Consider the following 19856-nt stretch of genomic DNA (forward strand, 5'->3'; position numbering starts at 1 on the left):
GTCTTCGTCTGCGCTCTGCAGCGATACCCCGCGATTTGACCATGTTTCATTTCTGAGGAGCACTCGTGGAGTCCATCTCCGAGACCCAGCCCGTCGACGCGCCCGAGGGCGCGAACACCCCCGCCGAGGAGCAGCCCGTCGCTCCCGCCGACCAGACACTGTTCGACACGCCCGTCGACGCCGAGGGCGATGCCGCCCCCGCCGAGGAGTCGGCGGCCGACGAAACGTCCGAGCCCGCCGAGGCCGCGGTCGACCAGCCCGCCGCCGAGGAGTCCGCCGACGCCGCGACTCCCGCGGACGCGTCCGCCGAACAGGCCCCGGCCGAATCGACTCCCGCTGTCGAGCCCGCGGCCGAGGAGGCCGCTGCGGCCCCGGCCGAGGCGGCGACCGAAGCGCCCGCCGCGGAAGAGCCGCCGGCCAAGCCGGCACGCGCGCCGCGCAAGCGCGCTCCTCGCCGCGCCAAGAGCACCCCCGCCGCCGAGGCGCCGACCGAGACCCCCGCCGACGCGCCGGCCGAGACGCCGGCTGAGGCCGCTCCCACGGCGGCCGCCGAGACGGTCGAGGCGGACACCACGCCGGCCGCCGCCGACGCTGCCGACGCCGCGGCCGCTGCCGACGCTACGGCCGCTGCCGACACTGAGGCGCCCGCCGACGCGGCGTCGGAGTCGTCCGCGAGCGAGACCTCGGCCGCGCCCGCCACCGCCGATGCGCCCGCCGCGGCCGACGCGAACGCCGACGCCGACGCGAACGCCGCGGCCGAAGGCGACAACGCCGAGGCGTCGGCATCCGCGGCCGAAGGCGATAACGCCGAGGACGCGACCGAGACGCCGTCCCGTGGCCGCAGCCGTAGCCGTTCGCGCAACCGCAACCGCAACAAGTCCGACAACGCCGACAAGGCCGAGACCGCCGCCCCGACCGCGGCACCCGCGGCCGACGAGGCCGAGGCGCCGGCGCAGAACGGTCAGCAGGCCCAGCAGCAGAACCAGGGCAACGGCCGCAACCGCCAGCGCAACAAGCGTCGCGGGCAGGCCACGACGGGCGACGAGTTCGAGACCGAGATCGGCGAGGACGATGTCCTCATCCCCATCGCGGGAATCCTCGACGTCCTCGACAACTACGCCTTCGTCCGCACCACGGGCTACCTCCCCGGCCCGAGCGACGTCTACGTCTCGCTCGGCCAGGTCAAGAAGTACAACCTGCGCAAGGGCGACGCGGTCGTCGGCTCGATCAAGCAGCCCCGCGAGGGCGAGCAGTCCACCCGTCAGAAGTACAACGCGTTGGTCAAGGTCGACTCGATCAACGGGCTGTCGGTGGACGACGCCGCCGGGCGCGTGGAGTTCGGCAAGCTGACGCCGCTGTACCCGCAGGAGCGTTTGCGCATGGAGACCGCGCCCGAGAAGCTCACGCAGCGTCTCATCGACCTCGTCGCCCCCGTCGGCAAGGGCCAGCGCGGTCTCATCGTCGCGCCCCCCAAGGCCGGCAAGACGATCGTGCTGCAGCAGATCGCGAACGCGATCGCGCACAACAACCCCGAGGTCCACCTCATGGTCGTGCTCGTGGACGAGCGCCCCGAAGAGGTCACGGACATGCAGCGCACGGTCAAGGGCGAGGTCATCGCCTCGACGTTCGACCGTCCCGCCGAGGACCACACGACGGTCGCCGAGCTGGCCATCGAGCGTGCGAAGCGTCTCGTCGAGCTGGGTCGCGATGTCGTGGTCCTGCTCGACTCGATCACTCGCCTCGGCCGCGCGTACAACCTCTCGGCGCCCACCTCGGGCCGCGTGCTGACCGGTGGGGTCGACGCCTCGGCGCTCTACCCGCCGAAGCGCTTCTTCGGTGCCGCGCGCAACATCGAGAACGGCGGATCGCTTACGATCCTCGCGACGGCTCTCGTCGAGACCGGCTCCAAGATGGACGACGTGATCTTCGAGGAGTTCAAGGGAACGGGCAACAGCGAACTGCGCTTGAACCGCCAGCTCGCCGACAAGCGCATCTTCCCCGCGGTCGACGTCAACGCGTCCTCGACCCGTCGCGAAGAGATGCTCCTCTCACCCGACGAGGTCAAGATCACCTGGAAGCTGCGTCGCGCGCTCGCGGGCCTCGACCCGCAGCAGGCTCTCGAGGTCGTGCTCGGCAAGCTCAAGGAGACGCAGTCCAACGTCGAGTTCCTCGTCCAGATGCAGAAGTCGATCCCGGCTCCCGCGCGCGGAGACAACGGGCACGACAACGGCATCCGCTGAGCCGTGTCGGATTCCGGCATCTTCGAGTCCGTCCGCGGACTGCTCGACGAGCACCGGCAGGTCGAGCTCGAGCTCAACGACCCGGCGGTGCACGCCGATGCCGCGCGCGCGAAGCGCGTCAATCGGCGCTACGCGGAGCTGAACCGCATCGTGCACGCGTACGAGGCGTGGCAGTCGGCGTCGGACGACCTGGATGCCGCGCGCGAACTGGCCCGTGAGGACGCCGCGTTCGCGGAAGAGGTGCCCGCGCTCGAGGAACGTCTCGACGAGAGCCAGGAGCGCCTGCGCCGACTGCTGATCCCGCGCGACCCGGATGACGCCCGCGACGTGATCATGGAGATCAAGGCGGGGGAGGGCGGCGCGGAGAGCGCGCTGTTCGCGGCCGACCTGTTGCGGATGTACCTGCAGTACGCGGCATCCATGGGCTGGAAGACCGAGATGCTCGAGCGCAACGAGTCCGATCTCGGCGGCTACAAAGACGTCCAGGTCGCGATCAAGGGCTCTTCGAGCGATCCCGCGCAGGGCGTGTGGGCGCACCTGAAGTACGAGGGCGGGGTGCACCGCGTGCAGCGTGTGCCCGCCACGGAGTCGCAGGGGCGCATCCACACGTCGACGACCGGTGTGCTGGTGTTCCCCGAGGTCGACGAGCCGGAAGAGATCGCGATCGATCCGAACGACCTGAAGATCGACGTGTTCCGTTCCTCGGGGCCGGGCGGTCAGTCGGTCAACACGACCGACTCGGCGGTGCGGATCACCCACGTGCCGACGGGCATCGTCGTGTCCATGCAGAACGAGAAGTCGCAGTTGCAGAACCGCGAAGCGGGCATGCGCGTGCTGCGCGCCCGGCTTCTCGCCAAGCAGCAAGAGGAGCGCGATGCGCAGGCGGCCGACGCCCGCCGGTCGCAGATCCGCGGCATGGACCGCTCGGAGCGCATCCGCACGTACAACTTTCCCGAGAACCGCATCGCCGACCACCGCACCGGGTACAAGGCGTACAACCTCGACCAGGTGATGGACGGCGCTCTCGGCCCGATCATCGAGTCGGCGATCGCCGCCGACGAGGAAGCGCGGCTCGCGGCCCTGTCCGAGGGCTGAGCCCTCGGCATCCGCGCGGTGCGGGCGCGCACAACTCCGGCAGATTCGTCGGTTTCCGTGCATGCCGTCGGGGGCGGGCGCGTCGTGCAGGAGTTGTGCGCGGCGGGGGCGCTCGGCGAGGGCCCTCGGCATCCGCGTCGGCGCCCGGCGGGCACAACTCCGGCAGACCCGTCGGTTTGCGTGTGCGCCGTCGGTGGCGGGCGCGTCGTGCAGGAGTTGTGCGCGGCGGTAGCGCTCGGCAAGGGCTGAGCCCCTAGACGTCCCAGACCGGTGGGTGGGGGAGGGGGCCGCGGCGGGCCTCGAGCTCCGCGCCCAGCGACAGCAGTGTCGCTTCGCCACCGGGTCGCCCGATCAGCTGGACCGAGACCGGGTGGCCGGTGGCATCCATCTCCACCGGCAGCGTGAGCGCGGGAAGGCCCGCGACGTTGACGAAGCTGGAGTACGGCGCGTACTCGACCTGCATCGCGAACGTGCGCTCGGGGTCGTGCCCGGCGTACCAGCCCACGGGGCGCGGGGATTGCGCCAGGGCCGGGGTCAGAACGGCGTCGACGTGGGAGAAGTCGGAGATGGTGCGGCGCTCGAACGCCCGCGCCTCCGTGAGCCCGCCGAGCAGGTCGGGTGCCGGCAACGCCCTTCCCTCGGCGACGAGCCACGCCGTCAGCGGTTCGACGAGTTCCATGTCGGCGTCGGTCAGCGGAATCCTCGCCGCGCTCGCGCGCCAGAGCACCCGGAACAGCTCCGGATAGCCGACCGGATGCCAGTCGGCCTCGGCCACGCCGTGTCCGGCGTCGCTCAGCCAGGCGGCGGCGGTGTCGAAGGCCCTCCGCGCAGCCGGATCCAGCACGATGTTCTCGTCGTCGTCCCAGGGTGACACGGTGGTGGCCCCGATGCGCAGGGCCTCGGCGGGTCGCCGGGCGGCGTCGACGAACGGGCCCCCTCCCGGCGCCGCAGTGGCGTACCGGAACGGGGCGAGACCCACGAGCGCGTCGAGAAGAAAGCCGGCATCTTCGACCGTGCGGGCGATCGGACCGGTGACGGAGAGGCCGTCGGGGGAGTCGAAACCGGAACCGAGGGGCAGCCGGCCTCGCGACGGCTTCAGCCCCACGACGCCGACCGTGGCCGACGGGATGCGGATGGAGCCACCCCCGTCGGACCCGACCGCCGCCGGCAGGAGACCGGCCGCGACCGCGACCGCGGCGCCGCCGCTGGAACCACCCGCGCCCGCCTCGGTGCGCCACGGATCGCGCGCGGGAGCGTGGATGAGCGGCTCGGTGAAGCCGGTGAGGCCGAACTCGGACGTGCTCGTCTTCCCGAGGCTCACCGCGCCCGCGGCATCCATCGCCTCCGCGAGGGCGTCGGATGTCCGGGGGATGACATCGGCGCGGGCGCGCGAACCGTACCGGGTGGGAACGCCGGCGCGCGCGACGAGATCCTTTTCGGCCGACGGGACACCCCACAACGCCCCCGCGGGGGCGGCCGCGGCGAGCGTCGACGCCCGCTCGAGAGCCGCCGCGCCCGTGACCTCCGCGAAGGCGCCGAGGTCGGCGAAGCGCTCGATCCGGTCGAGGTAGTGCGCGGCTAGCGCGCCGGGGTCGAGCGACCCGTCGCGCAGGGCCCGGGCCTGGTCGACGAGCGACAGATCGTGCAGGCGCGTCATACCTCGAGCCTACGGCCGGTGCTCCGCTAGCCTCGCAGCATGAAGACCCGGCTTCTGCGTGTGCTGGTGTACCTCGCCTCCGCTGCGGCGGGGCTGATCCTCGCCGACCTCTTCGTGGGAGGCTTCCGAATCTCGTGGCTGAACTGGTGGGGTTTCCTCGTCGCAATCGTCGTGTTCGCCGTCGTGCAGAGCATCGCCACCCCGGTGGCGATCCGCGTCGCGCGCCGACATGCTCCGCTGCTGCTCGGGGGCATCGGCATCATCGCGACCTTCGTGTCGCTGCTCGTCGTCGCGGTGCTGCCGTCGGCCGGCGTCCGCATCACCACCGTCGGCGCGTGGTTCCTGGCACCGCTGGTGGTGTGGATCGTGTCGGCCATCGCGACGTGGGCGCTCACGGTCGTGCTGATCGACCGACCGGCCCGGGCACTGTCGGCGAGGAAGCGCTGACCCCGGTCAGATCCAGTACTCGGGTGCGGTGAGGAGGGCCCGGGCGTCGTCGTCGGTCCGTCGTGCGCGCGGCTGGGCGGGCACGCCGACGAGGACGCTCTCGGGCGGGGCGTCCCTGGTGACGACGGCGTTCGCGCCGACCAGGCTGTGGGCCCCGATCGTGATCGGACCCAGGATCTTCGCACCGGCGCCCACGGCGACCCCGTCCTGCAGCGTGGGGTGGCGCTTGCCGCCCTCGCGCTGCCGGCCGCCGAGCGTCACGCCGTGGTACAGCATGACGTCGTCGCCGACCTCGGCGGTCTCGCCGATCACGACGCCCATGCCATGGTCGATGAAGAACCGCCGACCGATCGTGGCGCCCGGGTGGATCTCGATGCCGGTGAGCCAGCGCGCGACCTGCGAGAGGGCACGCGCCGGGAAGCGCACGCCGCGCACCCAGAGACGGTGCGCGACGCGATACGCCCACACGGCGTGCAGGCCAGGGTAGAGCAGGGCGATCTCGACCCCGCCACGCGCCGCGGGGTCGCGCAGCTTGGCCGCCGCGACGTCTTCGCGGATGCGGGACAGGACTCCCACGTCAGTCTTCGCGCAGGTGCTCGTAGAGAGCGGTGGAGAGGTAGCGCTCGCCGTACGAGGGGATGATGACGACGATGTTCTTGCCCGCGGCTTCGGGGCGGCGGGCGATCTCGAGAGCGGCCCAGATGGCCGCGCCGGAGGACATGCCGACGAGGATGCCGTCCTTCGCTGCGGTCTCGCGAGCGAGGCGGATCGCGTCATCGAACTCGACGTCGATGACCTCGTCGATGATGTCGCGGTCGAGGATCGCCGGGACGAAGTTCGGGCCGATGCCCTGGATCTTGTGGGGGCCGGGGTGCCCCTTCGTCAGGATGGGGGAGTCGGCCGGCTCGACGGCCACGACCTTCACCGCGGGAACGCGCTCCTTGAGGACCTGGCCGACACCGGTGATGGTGCCGCCGGTGCCGATGCCGGCGACGAAGTAGTCGACCTTGCCGTCGGTGTCGCGGAGGATCTCTTCGGCCGTGGTCTTGCGATGGATGGCCGGGTTCGCGTCGTTCTCGAACTGACGCGCCCACACGGCGCCGGGCGTCTCGGACACGATGCGCTTGGCCTCGTCGACCGCGTGCGACATGCCCTTCGTGGGGTCGGTGAGCACCAGCTCCGCGCCGAACGCCTTAAGGAGGATGCGCCGCTCCTTCGACATCGAGGCCGGCATCGTGAGGATGACGCGGTAGCCGCGTGCGGCGCCCACCATCGCCAGAGCGATGCCGGTGTTGCCACTGGTGGATTCCACGATGGTCCCGCCGGGCTTCAACTCTCCCGAGGCCTCGGCGGCGTCGACGATGGCGATCCCCAGCCGGTCCTTCACGCTCGAGGCGGGGTTGTAGAACTCGAGCTTGGCCAGGATCTGGCCCCCGGCGCCCTCCGCGACGCGGTTGAGGCGCACCAGCGGGGTGTCGCCGAACGCGGAGGTGATGTCGGAGTGGATGCCGGGCATGGCTCGCCTTTCGCCGTCGGTCGGATCGCGACAATCCTAGGCGAGCGGGGGAGGCCGGGATCGGTGTGTGACGCCGCGCGACTAGGCTCGGTTCCCGTCATGCCCGAGACTTCCCGCACCCCCGCGCGCCCTTCCGTCGCCGACACCCTCCGCGACATCGCGACGCGCTTCGCCGCCGCCGGCATCCCCGATCCTCGCGTGGATGCCGAGCTGCTCCTCGCCCACGTGCTGTCGACGTCACGCGGCGGTGTCCAGGCCGCCGCGATCCGCGGCGACCGGCTCGACGAGGATGCCGTCGTCGAGCTGCCCGGGCTCGTGGATCGCCGGTGCGCCCGGGAACCTCTGCAGCACCTCACGGGTGTCGCGCCGTTCCGTTCGCTCGAGCTCGCCGTGGGGCCGGGCGTCTTCGTTCCGCGCCCCGAGACCGAGATGGTGGCGCAGCTCGCGATCGACGCGCTGGCCGCGGCGGCATCCCCCTCCCCGGTCGCGGTCGATCTCGGGACCGGCAGTGGCGCGATCGCTCTCGCCCTGGCGACGGAGGTACCCCGCGCGCGGGTCTACGCCGCCGAGAACTCCGTCGAGGCGTTCATCTGGGCCAAGGACAACGCCGCGCGCATCGGCGCGGAGAACCTGACGCTCGCGTTCGTCGACCTCGCCGACGCATTCCCCGAACTCGACGGCACGGTGTCGGTGGTGGCATCCAATCCGCCGTACGTTCCCGACGACGCGATCCCGCGCGACCCCGAGGTGCAGCGGTACGACCCGCCCGCGGCGCTGTACGGGGGACCGGACGGACTGGATGCCGTGCGCGTGCTCAGCCGCGTCGGCCTCCGGCTGGCCCACCCCGGCGGGACCATCGTCATCGAGCACGGCGAATGGCAGGGCGCGGCCATTCGCGACATCCTCGCGGCGGACGGATGGCGTGCCGCGGCCACGCACCCCGATCTCACCACGCGGGATCGCGCCACGACGGCGATCCGCCCCTGACCGCGCGACCGGTCGGGCGTCGGTAGACTGTCGCGCGACATGTCACCCGTCTACGACTGCCGTGACGAGTCGCAGCTGCTCTCCGGGATGCGCCACGCGCGTCAGGCGATCAGCCGAGGCGAACTCGTCGTACTGCCCACCGACACCGTCTACGGCATCGCCGCGGACGCCTTCAACGCGCGCGCCGTCGCGGGCCTCCTCGAGGCGAAGGGACGCGGACGCCAGCAGCCTCCGCCCGTGCTCGTGCCCGGGGTCGGGACTCTCCGCGCGCTGGTCGCCGAGGTGCCCCCGGCCGTCGACGAGCTCGTGCACGCCTTCTGGCCGGGAGGCTTGACGATCGTGCTCCCGGCGCAGCCGTCGCTGTCGTGGGATCTCGGAGACACCCACGGCACCGTCGCCGTCCGCATGCCGGCGCAGAAGCTGACGCTCGAACTGCTCGAGGAGACGGGGCCGCTCGCGGTCTCCAGCGCCAACCGCACCGGAATGCCCGCGGCGGTGAGCATCGACGAGGCCCGCGACATGCTCGGCGACAGTGTCTCCGCGTATCTGGATGCCGGCCCGAGCGAGTGGGGCTTCGCGTCGACCATCGTCGACGCGACATCGCTCGTCGGCGGCGCGGAGCCCCGGGTGAAGGTCTTGCGCGAGGGCACGGTGTCGCGCGACCGTCTGCGCGACGTCCTCGGAGACCTGCTCGAGCCCGACCCCGAGACCGCGTCGGCTCCCGCGACGTCGTCGACCGATCCGGATGCCGAGGCCCCCGGGCCGTGACCCAGTATCTCCTCACCATCCTGTTCACGGCAGCGGTGACTCTGGCGCTGTCGTGGGTGGTGTGGAAGCTCGCTCTGCGATTCCGTCTGTATCCCGGCATCCGGGATCGTGACGTGCACACGACGCCCACGCCGCGCCTGGGCGGCGTGGCGATGTTCCTCGGCGTCGTCGCGGCTTTCGCCCTCTCCAGTCGCAACCCCTACTTCGCGATCTTCTGGACCGATCCGGCTCCGGTGCTGTCGCTCCTCGGCGCGGTGCTCCTCATCGTCGTCGTCGGTGTCGTCGACGACCTGTGGGACCTCGACTGGATGATCAAGCTCGGCGCGCAGTTCGTCGCCGCGGGGATTATCGCCTGGTTCGGTCAGCTGCAGATCCTGTCGCTGCCGATCGGTGCCCTGACCGTCGGCTCGAGCTGGGTGAGTTTCGTGCTCACGGTGTTCGCCCTGGTGGTGGTCATGAACGCCGTGAACTTCATCGACGGACTCAACGGCCTGGTCGCGGGGGTGTGCCTCATCGCGAACGGGGTCTTCTTCGCCTACTCGTACCTCCTGGTGCGCGACACCGGTGCGAGCACGTACTTCAACCTCGCCTCGTTCATCGCCGCCGTGCTCATCGGAGCGTGCTTGGGCTTCCTCCCGATGAACTGGACCCCGGCGAAGCTGTTCATGGGCGATGCCGGCGCACTCATGCTGGGCCTGCTTATGGCCAGCTCGGCCGTCGCCATCACCGGTCAGCTGGACCCCGCCGTCCTCGATCCCGAACAGCTGGGGCGTTCGCAGCTGCTCGGTGCCTTCATCCCGATCCTCTTGCCGGTGGTCATCGTCCTGCTGCCGCTGCTCGATTTCGGTCTTGCGGTGGTCCGCCGTCAGTGGGCCGGGAAGTCGCCGTTCTCGCCCGATCGCAAGCATCTGCACCATCGCATGCTCGACATGGGTCACTCCGACCGGGATGCCGTCCTCATCTTCTACAGCTGGACCGCTGTGGTCAGCCTCGCGGTGCTGCTGATGTACATCGGCACGCAGCAGAGCTGGCCCGGCGATTACGCGATCGGCATCGTCTTCGGCGTCGTCGGCGTCGCCGCGTGCATCCTGCTCACCCTGCTTCCGTCCCGTCGCCTCGCGCGTCGCCCTTCCCCCGAGGAGTCGTCATGACCGCCCCCGTCTCCAGCACCCCGGTCCTCCGCGCAGCCCTCCTGTGGTCGGCGGTCGTCACCGTCGTCATCCTGGCGGGCGCGGTGGTGGTGGGGGCGCTCATCGCCGGTGCGAACGGAGCATGGAGCGGGGCGGTGGGGGCCGCGGTCGGAGCCATCTTCCCGGCGCTCACGGCCGTGAGCATTCTTCTGGCCAACCGCTTCTACGGTCACCCCGCGTGGCTGCAGATCTTCTTCGGCGTGGTCCTCGGGGGATGGCTGCTGAAGTTCATCCTCGTGATCGTGGCGTTCCTCATCCTGCTGCGCATGGATTGGGTCGTCGCTCCCGTGTTCTTCTTCGCGCTCCTGGCCACGGCGGTGGCGTCGCTCGTCGTCGACGTCGTGGTGATCTCGCGGATGCGCCTCCCCGCGGTGTCGGACACCGTTCTGCCCGAGCGCAGCTCCCCGGACGAGGTCTGACCTCCCGCCGATGCCGCGAATCCCGCGATCTTTGCTAAGGTAGGGCTAAGCACCTCGGCCGGTGTGCGGCGGTGACGCCGAGGCCCCGGGGAGAGCCGTTTCCCACCCTCCCCGAACCGTTTCGTACCGGTTCGAGAAGCTGGAGCCACCCGTTGACTCAGGCGAATTCGATCGCGCACGCTGCTGACGCGCCCTACTTCTCCCCGCCGTCCATCTCGGACTTCTTCCCGCCCGAGCTGCTGTTCGCTGGAACACCGTTCGCGGTCACGCGCATCACTCTGGTGCAGCTGCTCGCCACGGCGATCATGGTCCTCATCATCGTCATGGGCACGCGGCGGCTGACCGTCGTCCCCGGACGCTTCCAGAGCGTGATCGAGCTCGGCTTCGGGTTCATCCGCGAGCAGATCGCGTACCAGGTCCTGGGCGAGAAGGACGGCAAGCGCTTCCTGCCGCTGCTGACCGCGATGTTCCTCACGATCACGGCGCTGAACCTCACCGGCGTCATCCCGTTCTTGAACATCCCGGGCACCTCCGTCGCGGGAGCGCCGCTGGTGTTCGCGCTGACCGCCTACATCGCCTTCGTGTACGCGGGCATTCGCCGTCACGGCGTGGGCCGCTTCGTGAAGTACTCGCTCGTGCCCAGCGGAGTCCCCAAGCCGCTGATCCCGATCATCGCGATCGTCGAGCTCATCTCGGTCTTCATCGCCCGGCCGGTGTCGCTGTTCCTGCGGCTCCTGCTGAACATGATCGTCGGCCACCTCATGCTGGTGCTGTTCTTCTCGGCGACCAACTTCTTCTTCTTCAGCTTCAACTGGCTGACCCCTCTGGCAGCGGGAACCCTCACGCTGGGGCTCGCGTTCACCCTCTTCGAGGTGTTCGTGGCACTCCTGCAGGCCTACGTCTTCACGATCCTCACCGCGGTCTACATCCAGCTCGCGGTGGCGGAAGAGCACTGACGGGCAGCCGACCGGCTGTTCGCCCAACGAAAGGAAACCCTCAGTGGACGCAACGACGATTCTCGCTCAGGTCACGGGCAACATCGCGACCGTGGGCTACGGTCTTGCTGCCATCGGCCCGGCCATCGGTCTCGGCATCATGATCGGCAAGACCATCGAGTCGACCGCCCGTCAGCCCGAGCTCGCCGGTCGCCTGCAGACCACGATGTTCATCGGTGTCGCCTTCATCGAGATCCTCGCGCTGATCGGCATCGCCACGCCCTTCATCTTCGGCGCGCTCTGATCCGCCCGATCCACGAGTAAGGAGACAGGATGCTTCACGCTCTTGTCACGGTCGCTGCCGAAGAGGGTCACAGCGGCGGTAACCCGCTTCTGCCCGCCGTCTACGACATCACCTGGTCGCTGGTGTGCTTCGTCATCATCGCGGCGGTCGTGTGGTTCTACGCGCTCCCGCGCATCGGAGCGGTGCTCGACAAGCGCAGCTCCGCCATCGAGGGCAACATCGCCAAGGCCGACGAGGCGCAGCGCAAGGCCGAGGCCGCGCTCGAGGAGTACACCGCCCAGCTCGCCGCTGCCCGCAAGGAAGCCGGCGAGATCCGTGAGTCCGCGCGCGAAGACGGTCGCAAGATCGTTCTCGAGGCCAAGGAGACCGCGGCGGCAGAGGCTGCTCGCCTGACCGCTGCCGCACACACGCAGATCGAAGCCGAGCGGCAGACCGCCCTGGTGTCGCTGCGTGCCGAGGTGGGTACTCTCGCCGTCGACCTCGCCGGCAACGTCATCGGGGAGACGCTCTCCGACGACGCCAAGGCTCAGGCCGTCGTCGATCGCTTCCTCGCCGACCTCGAGGCATCCGAGAAGGCGGCTCAGTAATGGGCAGCGCGACCACTCAGGCGCGGACCGCGACCGCCGAGGCGCTCACGGCGGCGTCCGGTGTCGATCTCGACGTCGCCCGCGAGCTGTTCGCCGCCGTCGGCGCCGTGAGCGGATCGGCGCAGCTGAGCGGCGCGCTGTCTGACTCGTCGGCACCGGCCGCGGCTCGCGCCGCGCTGGTGACGGCGGTCTTCGGCTCCACGTACCGCGAGACCAGCGTGGCCCTGCTCCGGCGCGCCGCCGAGCAGCGCTGGTCGAACGCCGCGGAGTTCGTCGACGGCCTCGAGGAGCTGGCCGTGCGCGCCGCAGCCGTGGCCGATTCGTCGGCCGACATCGAAGGCGAGCTGTTCCAGTTCTCGCGCACGGTGGCCTCGAACGGCGAGCTGGAGCTCGCGCTCGGCGGTCGTCTCGGCAATGCCTCGGCGAAGAGCTCGCTCGTCTCGACGCTTCTCGACGGGCGCGCGGGTGCCGCGACGGCGCTGATCGTCTCGTCGCTGGTGCAGAACGCACACGGCCGCCGCGTGCGCGCGCTCCTCCGGCGCGCGTCGGCGATCGTCGCCGACCAGCGTTCGAGCATCGTCGCGACCGTCTCGACGGCGACGCCGTTGAGCGCCGAACAGCGCACGCGACTCGAGAACGCTCTGAGCGCGCGTTACGGGTCCGCCGTCACCCTCAACACCGTGATCGACCCGACGGTGCTCGGCGGACTGCGCGTGCAGATCGCCGACGACGTCATCGACTCGAGCGTCTCGACGCGCCTCGCCGAACTGCGCCATCGCATCGCCGGCTAAGACTTTGCCGCCCGAGCGGGTGGAGATCTGGGGGCTCGCGCCCCACGAACGAAGGAAGACAATGGCAGAACTCTCTATCAGCCCCGACGTCATCCGTGACGCGCTGAAGGACTTCGTCAACGCCTACGAGCCGACCGCCGGAGGTGCGACGGAAGTCGGCACCGTCGTCGACGCGGCCGACGGCATCGCCCACGTCGAGGGACTGCCCGGCGTCATGGCGAACGAACTCATCCGCTTCGCGAACGGCACCCTGGGCCTGGCACAGAACCTCGACGAGCACGAGGTCGGCGTCGTCGTCCTCGGCGAGTTCTCCGGCATCGAGGAGGGCCAGCAGGTCACGCGTACCGGCGAGGTGCTCTCGGTCGGCGTCGGCGATGGCTACCTCGGCCGCGTCGTCGACCCGCTCGGCAACCCGATCGACGGTCTCGGCGAGATCGCGACCGAGGGCCGTCGCGCGCTCGAGCTGCAGGCGCCCGGCGTCATGCAGCGCAAGAGCGTGCACGAGCCCCTGCAGACCGGCATCAAGGCCATCGACGCCATGATCCCCGTCGGTCGTGGTCAGCGTCAGCTGATCATCGGCGACCGTCAGACCGGCAAGACGGCCATCGCGATCGACACGATCATCAACCAGAAGGCCAACTGGGAGTCGGGCGACGTCAACAAGCAGGTGCGCTGCATCTACGTCGCGATCGGCCAGAAGGGCTCCACGATCGCCTCGGTCAAGGGTGCGCTCGAGGACGCGGGCGCGATGGAGTACACCACCATCGTCGCCGCCCCGGCATCCGACCCCGCCGGCTTCAAGTACCTCGCCCCCTACACGGGTTCGGCCATCGGCCAGCACTGGATGTACGGCGGCAAGCACGTCCTGATCATCTTCGACGACCTGTCGAAGCAGGCCGAGGCCTACCGCGCCGTGTCGCTGCTGCTGCGTCGTCCCCCGGGCCGCGAAGCGTACCCCGGTGACGTCTTCTACCTGCACTCACGCCTGCTCGAGCGTTGCGCGAAGCTCTCCGACGAGCTCGGTGCCGGTTCGATGACGGGTCTTCCCATCATCGAGACCAAGGCGAACGACGTCTCGGCCTACATCCCGACCAACGTGATCTCGATCACCGACGGCCAGATCTTCCTTCAGTCCGACCTGTTCAACGCCAACCAGCGTCCGGCGGTCGACGTGGGTATCTCGGTCTCGCGCGTGGGTGGCGACGCCCAGGTGAAGTCGATCAAGAAGGTGTCGGGAACGCTGAAGCTCGAGCTCGCGCAGTACCGCTCGCTCGAGGCGTTCGCGATGTTCGCCAGCGACCTCGACGCCGCTTCGCGTCGTCAGCTGGCCCGTGGTGCGCGCCTGACGGAGCTGCTCAAGCAGCCCCAGTACTCGCCGTACCCCGTCGAGGAGCAGGTCGTCTCGATCTGGGCCGGAACCAACGGCAAGCTCGACACCATCGACGTCTCCGACGTGCTGCGCTTCGAGCGTGAGCTGCTGGACTACCTCCGCCGGAACTCCACCGTCCTCGACACCCTGCGCGAGACCAACGTGCTCGGTGACGACACGGTCGCAGAGCTCGAGAAGAAGATCGACGAGTTCGTCCTCGAGTTCCAGCCCGGTGCCGACGAGGGTGTCGTCGGCGCCGAGCAGGTGGACGCGGCCGACGCCGAGGACGTCAACCAGGAGCGAATCGTCAAGGGCCGTCGCTAACAGCGACGACACGAGAACGGAATCATGGGCGCACAACTGCGGGTCTACAAGCAGAAGATCAGTTCTGCTCAGACGACCAAGAAGATTACGAAGGCGATGGAGCTCATCGCGGCTTCGCGCATCCAGAAGGCGATGGCGCGTGTGCGCGCGGCATCGCCCTTCGCGCGAGCCGTGACGAGCGCTGTCTCCGCGGTGGCCACGCACTCGTCGATCGATCACCCGCTGACGACCGAGCGCGAGAACCTCCGGCGCTCGGCCGTGGTGATCTTCACCTCCGACCGCGGCCTGGCCGGCGCGTTCAACTCGCAGATCCTCCGTGAGGGTCTCGAGCTGGCCGAGCTGCTCCGCTCGCAGGGTAAAGAGGTGGTGTTCTACCTCGTCGGGCGCAAGGCGGTGGGCTACTTCCAGTTCCGCCGGATGCCGAGCGTCTCGCAGTGGACCGGCGACACCGACACTCCGCAGTTCTCGACCGCGGAGGAGATCTCCGACGCGGTGCTCGAGGCCTACCGCGCGGGTGGCGAGAACGACGGTGTCGATGAGATCCACCTCGTCTACAACCGCTTCGTCAGCATGATGACGCAGTCTCCCGAGACGGTGCGGCTGCTTCCTCTCGAGGTCCTCGAGGCCGAGGAGGCCCCGGCGCAGGCCGAGGTGTACCCGCTCTACGAGTTCGAGCCCGACGCCGAGGCCGTCCTCGACGCCCTCCTGCCGGTGTATGTGCAGAGCCGGATCTTCAACGCTCTTCTCCAGTCCTCCGCGGCCAAGCACGCGGCGACGCAGAAGGCGATGAAGTCGGCCAGCGACAACGCCGACAAGCTCATCACCGACTACACCCGCCTGCGCAACAACGCGCGACAGGCGGAGATCACGCAGCAGATCGCCGAGATCGTCGGCGGCGCCGATGCTCTGGCATCCGGCAAGTAAGTCCCCAAGGAGAGAAGAAGCCATGAGCCTCACCGCCGAGAAGACCGACGCAGCCGTCGTCGGCCGCGTCGCGCGCGTCACCGGGCCCGTCGTCGACATCGAGTTCCCGCACGACGCGATCCCCGAGATCTACAACGCGCTGAAGACCACCATCACCATCGGTGACCAGTCGACCGAGATCACGCTCGAGGTCGCTCAGCACCTCGGCGACGACCTGGTTCGCGCCATCGCCCTCAAGCCCACCGACGGCATCGTCCGCGGTCAGGAGGTGCGCGACACCCACGGCCCGATCACCGTGCCCGTGGGCGACGTCACCAAGGGCAAGGTCTTCGATGTGACCGGCGAGGTGCTCAACGCCGCGCCCGGCGAGACCATCGAGGTCACCGAGCGCTGGGGCATCCACCGCAAGGCGCCGAGCTTCGACCAGCTCGAGTCCAAGACCCAGATGTTCGAGACGGGCATCAAGGTCATCGACCTGCTGACCCCCTACGTGCAGGGTGGAAAGATCGGCCTGTTCGGTGGCGCCGGCGTCGGCAAGACGGTCCTGATCCAGGAGATGATCCAGCGCGTCGCGCAGGATCACGGTGGTGTGTCGGTGTTCGCCGGTGTCGGCGAGCGTACCCGTGAGGGCAACGACCTCATCCACGAGATGGAGGACGCGGGCGTCTTCGACAAGACCGCGCTCGTGTTCGGTCAGATGGACGAGCCGCCGGGGACGCGTCTGCGCGTCGCTCTCTCGGCTCTGACGATGGCCGAGTACTTCCGTGACGTGCAGAAGCAGGACGTGCTGCTGTTCATCGACAACATCTTCCGCTTCACGCAGGCGGGTTCCGAGGTCTCGACGCTCCTCGGCCGTATGCCGTCCGCGGTGGGCTACCAGCCGAACCTCGCCGACGAGATGGGTGTGCTCCAGGAGCGCATCACCTCGACGCGCGGTCACTCGATCACCTCGCTGCAGGCGATCTACGTCCCCGCCGACGACTACACCGACCCGGCTCCGGCGACGACGTTCGCCCACCTGGATGCCACCACCGAGCTGTCGCGTGAGATCGCGTCGAAGGGTCTGTACCCCGCCGTCGACCCGCTGAGCTCGACCAGCCGCATCCTCGACCCGCGCTACATCGGTGCCGACCACTACCGCGTGGCGACGGCCGTGAAGCAGATCCTGCAGAAGAACAAGGAACTGCAGGAGATCATCGCGATCCTCGGTGTCGACGAGCTCTCCGAAGAGGACAAGATCGTCGTGTCGCGCGCACGTCGCATCCAGCAGTTCCTCTCCCAGAACACCTACATGGCCAAGAAGTTCACCGGTGTCGAGGGTTCGACGGTCCCGATCAAGGAGACCATCGAGTCGTTCGACGCGATCGTGAAGGGTGACTTCGACCACGTCGCCGAGCAGGCCTTCTTCAACGTCGGTGGTATCTCCGACGTCGAGGCCAAGTGGGCGCAGATCCAGAAGGAGAACGGCTGACATGCCGCTGCGCGTGAACCTCGTCTCGGCTGACGCCGAGGTCTGGACCGGGGAGGCGTCGCTCGTCGTCGCCAAGACGGTCGAAGGCGAGATCGGCTTCATGCAGGGACACGAACCCGTGCTCGCGATCCTCGCTCAGGGCGAGGTGCGCATCACGGGTGTCGACGGGAACAGGATCCTCGCCAACGCGCAGGACGGCTTCCTGTCGATGGCGGATGACGAGCTGACGATCGTCGCCGGCCACGCTTCCCTGGTCTCCTGACACCCCTTCTCCACGACGCGCGTCGTCCGGTTCTCCGGACGGCGCGCGTCGTTCGTTCGTTCCCCTGAGGTCACATGCTCGTTCTCCTTCCCCCTTCCGAGACCAAGCGCCCCGCCGGCGACGGCCCGCCGCTGGATCTCGACGCCCTCGCCCTGCCGTCGCTGCGAGAACCTCGGACCGTTGTCGCCGACGCGCTCGTCGCGCTGAGCGCCGACGAAGAGGCATCCCTCCGTGTCTTGAAGCTCAGCGAGCGGCGTCGTCACGAGGTCGCTGACAACGCCGCACTGCGGTCGACGCCGACGCTTCCCGCCGTCGACCGGTACACCGGGGTGCTCTTCGACGCCCTCGACGCGGGCACGCTCGATGCGGCCTCGCGTGCGTGGGTAGGGTCTCACGTCCTCATCCACTCGGCGCCCTTCGGCCCCGTCGGTGCGCTCGACCCCATCCCGACGTATCGGCTGGCGGCGTCGACGTCGCTGCCGGGGATTCCGTCGCTCCGAAAGGTGTGGGCGGATGCCGTGACGTCCGCCATCCGCCTGACCCGCACGCCGTTCGTGGTCGATCTTCGTTCCGAGGCGTACGCGGCCCTCGGGCCCGTCCCCGATGAGGTGCGAGGCGTCTATGTGCGCGTCGTCACCGAGGGTCCGGACGGCACCCATCGTGCGCTCAACCATTTCAACAAGAAGGCCAAGGGGGAGTTCGTCCGCGCTCTCGCCGAGACGGCCGCCGATGTGCGGTCACTCGACGACCTGTACCGCTGGGCGGGCGACCGCGGGGTCCGACTCCACGACATCGGCGACGGCGAGATCGCGATGGTCGTCTAATCGCCCCCGCGGTCTTTCAGCGAACACTCAGGGTCGCTACCATGTGAGGCGCGCAGGGTGCTGACCCCTGGCTCACGGGCAGCGAAAGGAATTCCCATGGGTGACACGTACTACTACGACGATGGCAGTGGGTTTGCAGCGTTCGCGTTCTTCCTCGTCCTCCTTCCCGTCCTGCTTCTCATCGCCGCCGCCGGTTACGTCATCGGGGCGTTCCTGCTGATGAAGGTGTTCGAGAAGGCGGGCGTGCAGGGGAAGTGGCGGGCATGGGTTCCCGTCTACAACGTGCTCATCGCGGCCAAGCTCGGCGACCTTTCGCCCTGGGTGTACCTCGGTGCCCTGGTGATCTCGAGCGTGCTGGTGAACGTCCCGGTGATCGGATGGCTGATCGGGCTCGTCGGAGTCGCGGCCGCCGTGATGTTCGGGTACCGCCTCGGGTTGAAGTTCGGCAAGGAATGGCCCTACCTCCTGCTCTGGCTGATTCCCGGCGTCGGCTACTTCATCTGGCTCGGCATCCTCGCGTTCGGCTCTTCCCCGTGGAACCCGAACATTCCTCCCGCTCCCTGGGCGAACACTTTCCTCGCGGACAAGACGGTGTGGAACGGTGTCCCGGTGCAGCCCGGTCAGCAGGTGCAGGCTCCGCCCACCGGCGGGTATGGCTCTGCTTCCGGCGGTTATGCTCCGCCGGCGCAGCCCTACGCCCCGCCGCAGGCGCCTCCGGCCGGGGGAGCCACGCCGCCCCCGCCGGCACCCCCGGCAGGACCCACTCCGCCGCCTGCGGGTCCGCAGGTCTGACCATCCGCGACGAGCTCCCCGCGCACCGGGGAGTTCGTCGCGCTCTCGGTCGACGACGCCGCGCGCTCGGCGTCCCGAGCGCGGGGCCGCCGGTCGACTAGGATGGCAGGGCCGCGCGGTCCCGCCGGCGAGGATGTCGGCCAACCGGAGGATCAGTTCGTGCCCGAGGTGACCACGCACACGCGTACCGTTCCCGTCGCGGGGGGCGCTCTCGACCTCTCCTGGGCGGCGACGACCGACACCGGCAAGCGGCGCGAGGTCAACCAGGATGCGCTGTTGGCCGAGTACCCGCTCTTCGTCGTCGCCGATGGCATGGGCGGTCATCTCGGTGGCGAGATCGCCAGCGCGAGCACCGTCGATCGCCTCCGCGCCGTGGTCGAAAGCGGCGCGGTGTCGCCGAAGAACATCGAGAAGGCGCTCGCTCGGGCCGTGAAAGACATCGTCTCCCATCCCGAGACCACGGACGAGGGAACCGGCACCACTCTCACCGGCCTATACCTGGAGGCCAGCGGAGACGAGCCCCACTGGGTGACCCTCAACATCGGGGATTCGCGGGTCTATCTGCTGCGCGACGACGACATCGTCCAGATCACCACCGATCACTCCGTCGTCCAGGAACTCATCGCCGCGGGGCGATTGAGCCCGGAAGAGGCCGAGAACCACCCGTACGGCAACGTCATCACGCGCGCCGTCGGCCCCAGCGACAGCGTCAAGCCGGACTACCTGCGCCTCGAGGTGCTGGACGGCGATCGTTTCGTCATCTGCTCCGACGGGTTGACGAAGGAGCTCACCGATTTCGGCATCCGCCACTTCCTCGAGGCGAACCCGGATCCCGCGCGAGCGGTCGAGGCCATGATGGCCGCGGCCCTCGAGAACGGCGGCCGCGACAACATCACGATCGTCGTGCTCGACGTCTCGCGCCACGCCGCCTGATCCTCGGTGCTTGACCCGGGG

Annotated in this window: 21 protein-coding genes; 18 read left to right on the top strand and 3 right to left on the bottom strand. The window is 69.3% G+C overall.

All coding sequences use genetic code 11. The features are described from left to right. Positions 1-65: 65 nt before the first annotated feature. On the top strand, positions 66-2240 hold the full coding sequence (rho, locus tag P5G46_RS13095) for a transcription termination factor Rho (protein ID WP_375094515.1): 2175 nt from the start codon (positions 66-68) through the stop codon (positions 2238-2240). Positions 2241-2258: 18 nt separating this feature from the next. Continuing rightward, positions 2259-3335: a peptide chain release factor 1 gene (gene prfA / locus P5G46_RS13100; protein WP_239277035.1), complete on the top strand. Its 1077-nt coding sequence runs from the start codon at positions 2259-2261 to the stop codon at positions 3333-3335. Positions 3336-3588: 253 nt separating this feature from the next. Here prfA and P5G46_RS13105 read toward each other — a convergent pair whose 3' ends face one another. Next, positions 3589-4992, bottom strand: a complete 1404-nt coding sequence (locus P5G46_RS13105; RefSeq protein ID WP_408905865.1) for an amidase — start codon at positions 4990-4992, stop codon at positions 3589-3591. Positions 4993-5031: 39 nt separating this feature from the next. Here P5G46_RS13105 and P5G46_RS13110 point away from each other — a divergent pair, with 39 nt between their 5' ends. Next, positions 5032-5439 carry a hypothetical protein gene (locus P5G46_RS13110; RefSeq protein ID WP_408905866.1) on the top strand — a complete coding sequence of 136 codons (408 nt, stop codon included), beginning with the start codon at positions 5032-5034 and terminating at the stop codon, positions 5437-5439. 6 nt (positions 5440-5445) lie between these two features. On the opposite strand, the gene epsC is transcribed toward P5G46_RS13110, so the two are convergent. Then, entirely contained in the window at positions 5446-6015 is a 570-nt protein-coding gene (gene epsC / locus P5G46_RS13115) for a serine O-acetyltransferase EpsC (RefSeq protein WP_239277030.1), read from the bottom strand. 1 nt (position 6016) lies between these two features. After that, positions 6017-6955, bottom strand: a complete 939-nt coding sequence (gene cysK, locus P5G46_RS13120) for a cysteine synthase A (protein ID WP_408905867.1) — start codon at positions 6953-6955, stop codon at positions 6017-6019. A 99-nt stretch (positions 6956-7054) separates the two neighbouring features. Here cysK and prmC point away from each other — a divergent pair, with 99 nt between their 5' ends. The 15 genes from prmC (at position 7055) to P5G46_RS13195 (ending at position 19835) form a co-directional block, all read left to right on the top strand. After that, positions 7055-7942, top strand: a complete 888-nt coding sequence (gene prmC, locus P5G46_RS13125; RefSeq protein ID WP_239277028.1) for a peptide chain release factor N(5)-glutamine methyltransferase — start codon at positions 7055-7057, stop codon at positions 7940-7942. 39 nt (positions 7943-7981) lie between these two features. Further along, a complete protein-coding gene (locus tag P5G46_RS13130; RefSeq protein WP_239277027.1) occupies positions 7982-8710 on the top strand; it encodes an L-threonylcarbamoyladenylate synthase in 729 nt (242 codons plus the stop codon). Then, the gene (locus P5G46_RS13135) at positions 8707-9861 is read left to right on the top strand and encodes an MraY family glycosyltransferase (RefSeq protein ID WP_239277026.1); all 1155 of its coding nucleotides are present in this window, start codon (positions 8707-8709) and stop codon (positions 9859-9861) included. The genes P5G46_RS13130 and P5G46_RS13135 overlap by 4 nt, the downstream gene beginning before the upstream one ends. After that, positions 9858-10319: a Cg1360 family ATP-synthase-associated protein gene (locus P5G46_RS13140; protein ID WP_239277025.1), complete on the top strand. Its 462-nt coding sequence runs from the start codon at positions 9858-9860 to the stop codon at positions 10317-10319. The genes P5G46_RS13135 and P5G46_RS13140 overlap by 4 nt, the downstream gene beginning before the upstream one ends. 152 nt (positions 10320-10471) lie before the next feature. Further along, complete coding sequence (gene atpB, locus P5G46_RS13145; RefSeq protein ID WP_239277024.1) at positions 10472-11275, top strand: F0F1 ATP synthase subunit A; 804 nt, start codon at positions 10472-10474, stop codon at positions 11273-11275. A 43-nt stretch (positions 11276-11318) separates the two neighbouring features. Then, positions 11319-11558, top strand: coding sequence for a F0F1 ATP synthase subunit C (gene atpE, locus P5G46_RS13150; RefSeq protein ID WP_055834851.1), 240 nt, complete (start codon positions 11319-11321; stop codon positions 11556-11558). Between the two features lie 29 nt (positions 11559-11587). Then, the gene (locus P5G46_RS13155) at positions 11588-12145 is read left to right on the top strand and encodes a F0F1 ATP synthase subunit B (RefSeq protein ID WP_408905868.1); all 558 of its coding nucleotides are present in this window, start codon (positions 11588-11590) and stop codon (positions 12143-12145) included. Beyond that, positions 12145-12936: a F0F1 ATP synthase subunit delta gene (locus tag P5G46_RS13160; protein ID WP_408905869.1), complete on the top strand. Its 792-nt coding sequence runs from the start codon at positions 12145-12147 to the stop codon at positions 12934-12936. Before P5G46_RS13155 ends, P5G46_RS13160 begins: the two co-directional genes overlap by 1 nt. Positions 12937-12997: 61 nt before the next feature. Continuing rightward, a complete protein-coding gene (atpA, locus tag P5G46_RS13165; protein WP_239277021.1) occupies positions 12998-14629 on the top strand; it encodes a F0F1 ATP synthase subunit alpha in 1632 nt (543 codons plus the stop codon). A 24-nt stretch (positions 14630-14653) separates the two neighbouring features. Beyond that, the gene (locus tag P5G46_RS13170) at positions 14654-15553 is read left to right on the top strand and encodes a F0F1 ATP synthase subunit gamma (protein WP_239277020.1); all 900 of its coding nucleotides are present in this window, start codon (positions 14654-14656) and stop codon (positions 15551-15553) included. A gap of 22 nt (positions 15554-15575) precedes the next feature. Beyond that, positions 15576-17024, top strand: a complete 1449-nt coding sequence (atpD, locus tag P5G46_RS13175; protein WP_239277019.1) for a F0F1 ATP synthase subunit beta — start codon at positions 15576-15578, stop codon at positions 17022-17024. Between the two features lies 1 nt (position 17025). Then, a complete protein-coding gene (locus tag P5G46_RS13180; RefSeq protein ID WP_239277018.1) occupies positions 17026-17286 on the top strand; it encodes a F0F1 ATP synthase subunit epsilon in 261 nt (86 codons plus the stop codon). A 74-nt stretch (positions 17287-17360) separates the two neighbouring features. Continuing rightward, positions 17361-18110 (top strand): YaaA family protein, encoded by a 750-nt coding sequence (locus tag P5G46_RS13185; RefSeq protein WP_408905870.1) that lies wholly within the window; start codon positions 17361-17363, stop codon positions 18108-18110. A 96-nt stretch (positions 18111-18206) separates the two neighbouring features. Beyond that, positions 18207-18902, top strand: a complete 696-nt coding sequence (locus tag P5G46_RS13190; RefSeq protein WP_239277016.1) for a large exoprotein — start codon at positions 18207-18209, stop codon at positions 18900-18902. A 159-nt stretch (positions 18903-19061) separates the two neighbouring features. Then, a complete protein-coding gene (locus tag P5G46_RS13195) occupies positions 19062-19835 on the top strand; it encodes a PP2C family protein-serine/threonine phosphatase (RefSeq protein WP_239277015.1) in 774 nt (257 codons plus the stop codon). Positions 19836-19856 lie beyond the last annotated feature (21 nt).

Source organism: Microbacterium mcarthurae, assembly GCF_046064585.1.
Classification (GTDB): Bacteria; Actinomycetota; Actinomycetes; order Actinomycetales; family Microbacteriaceae; genus Microbacterium; species Microbacterium mcarthurae.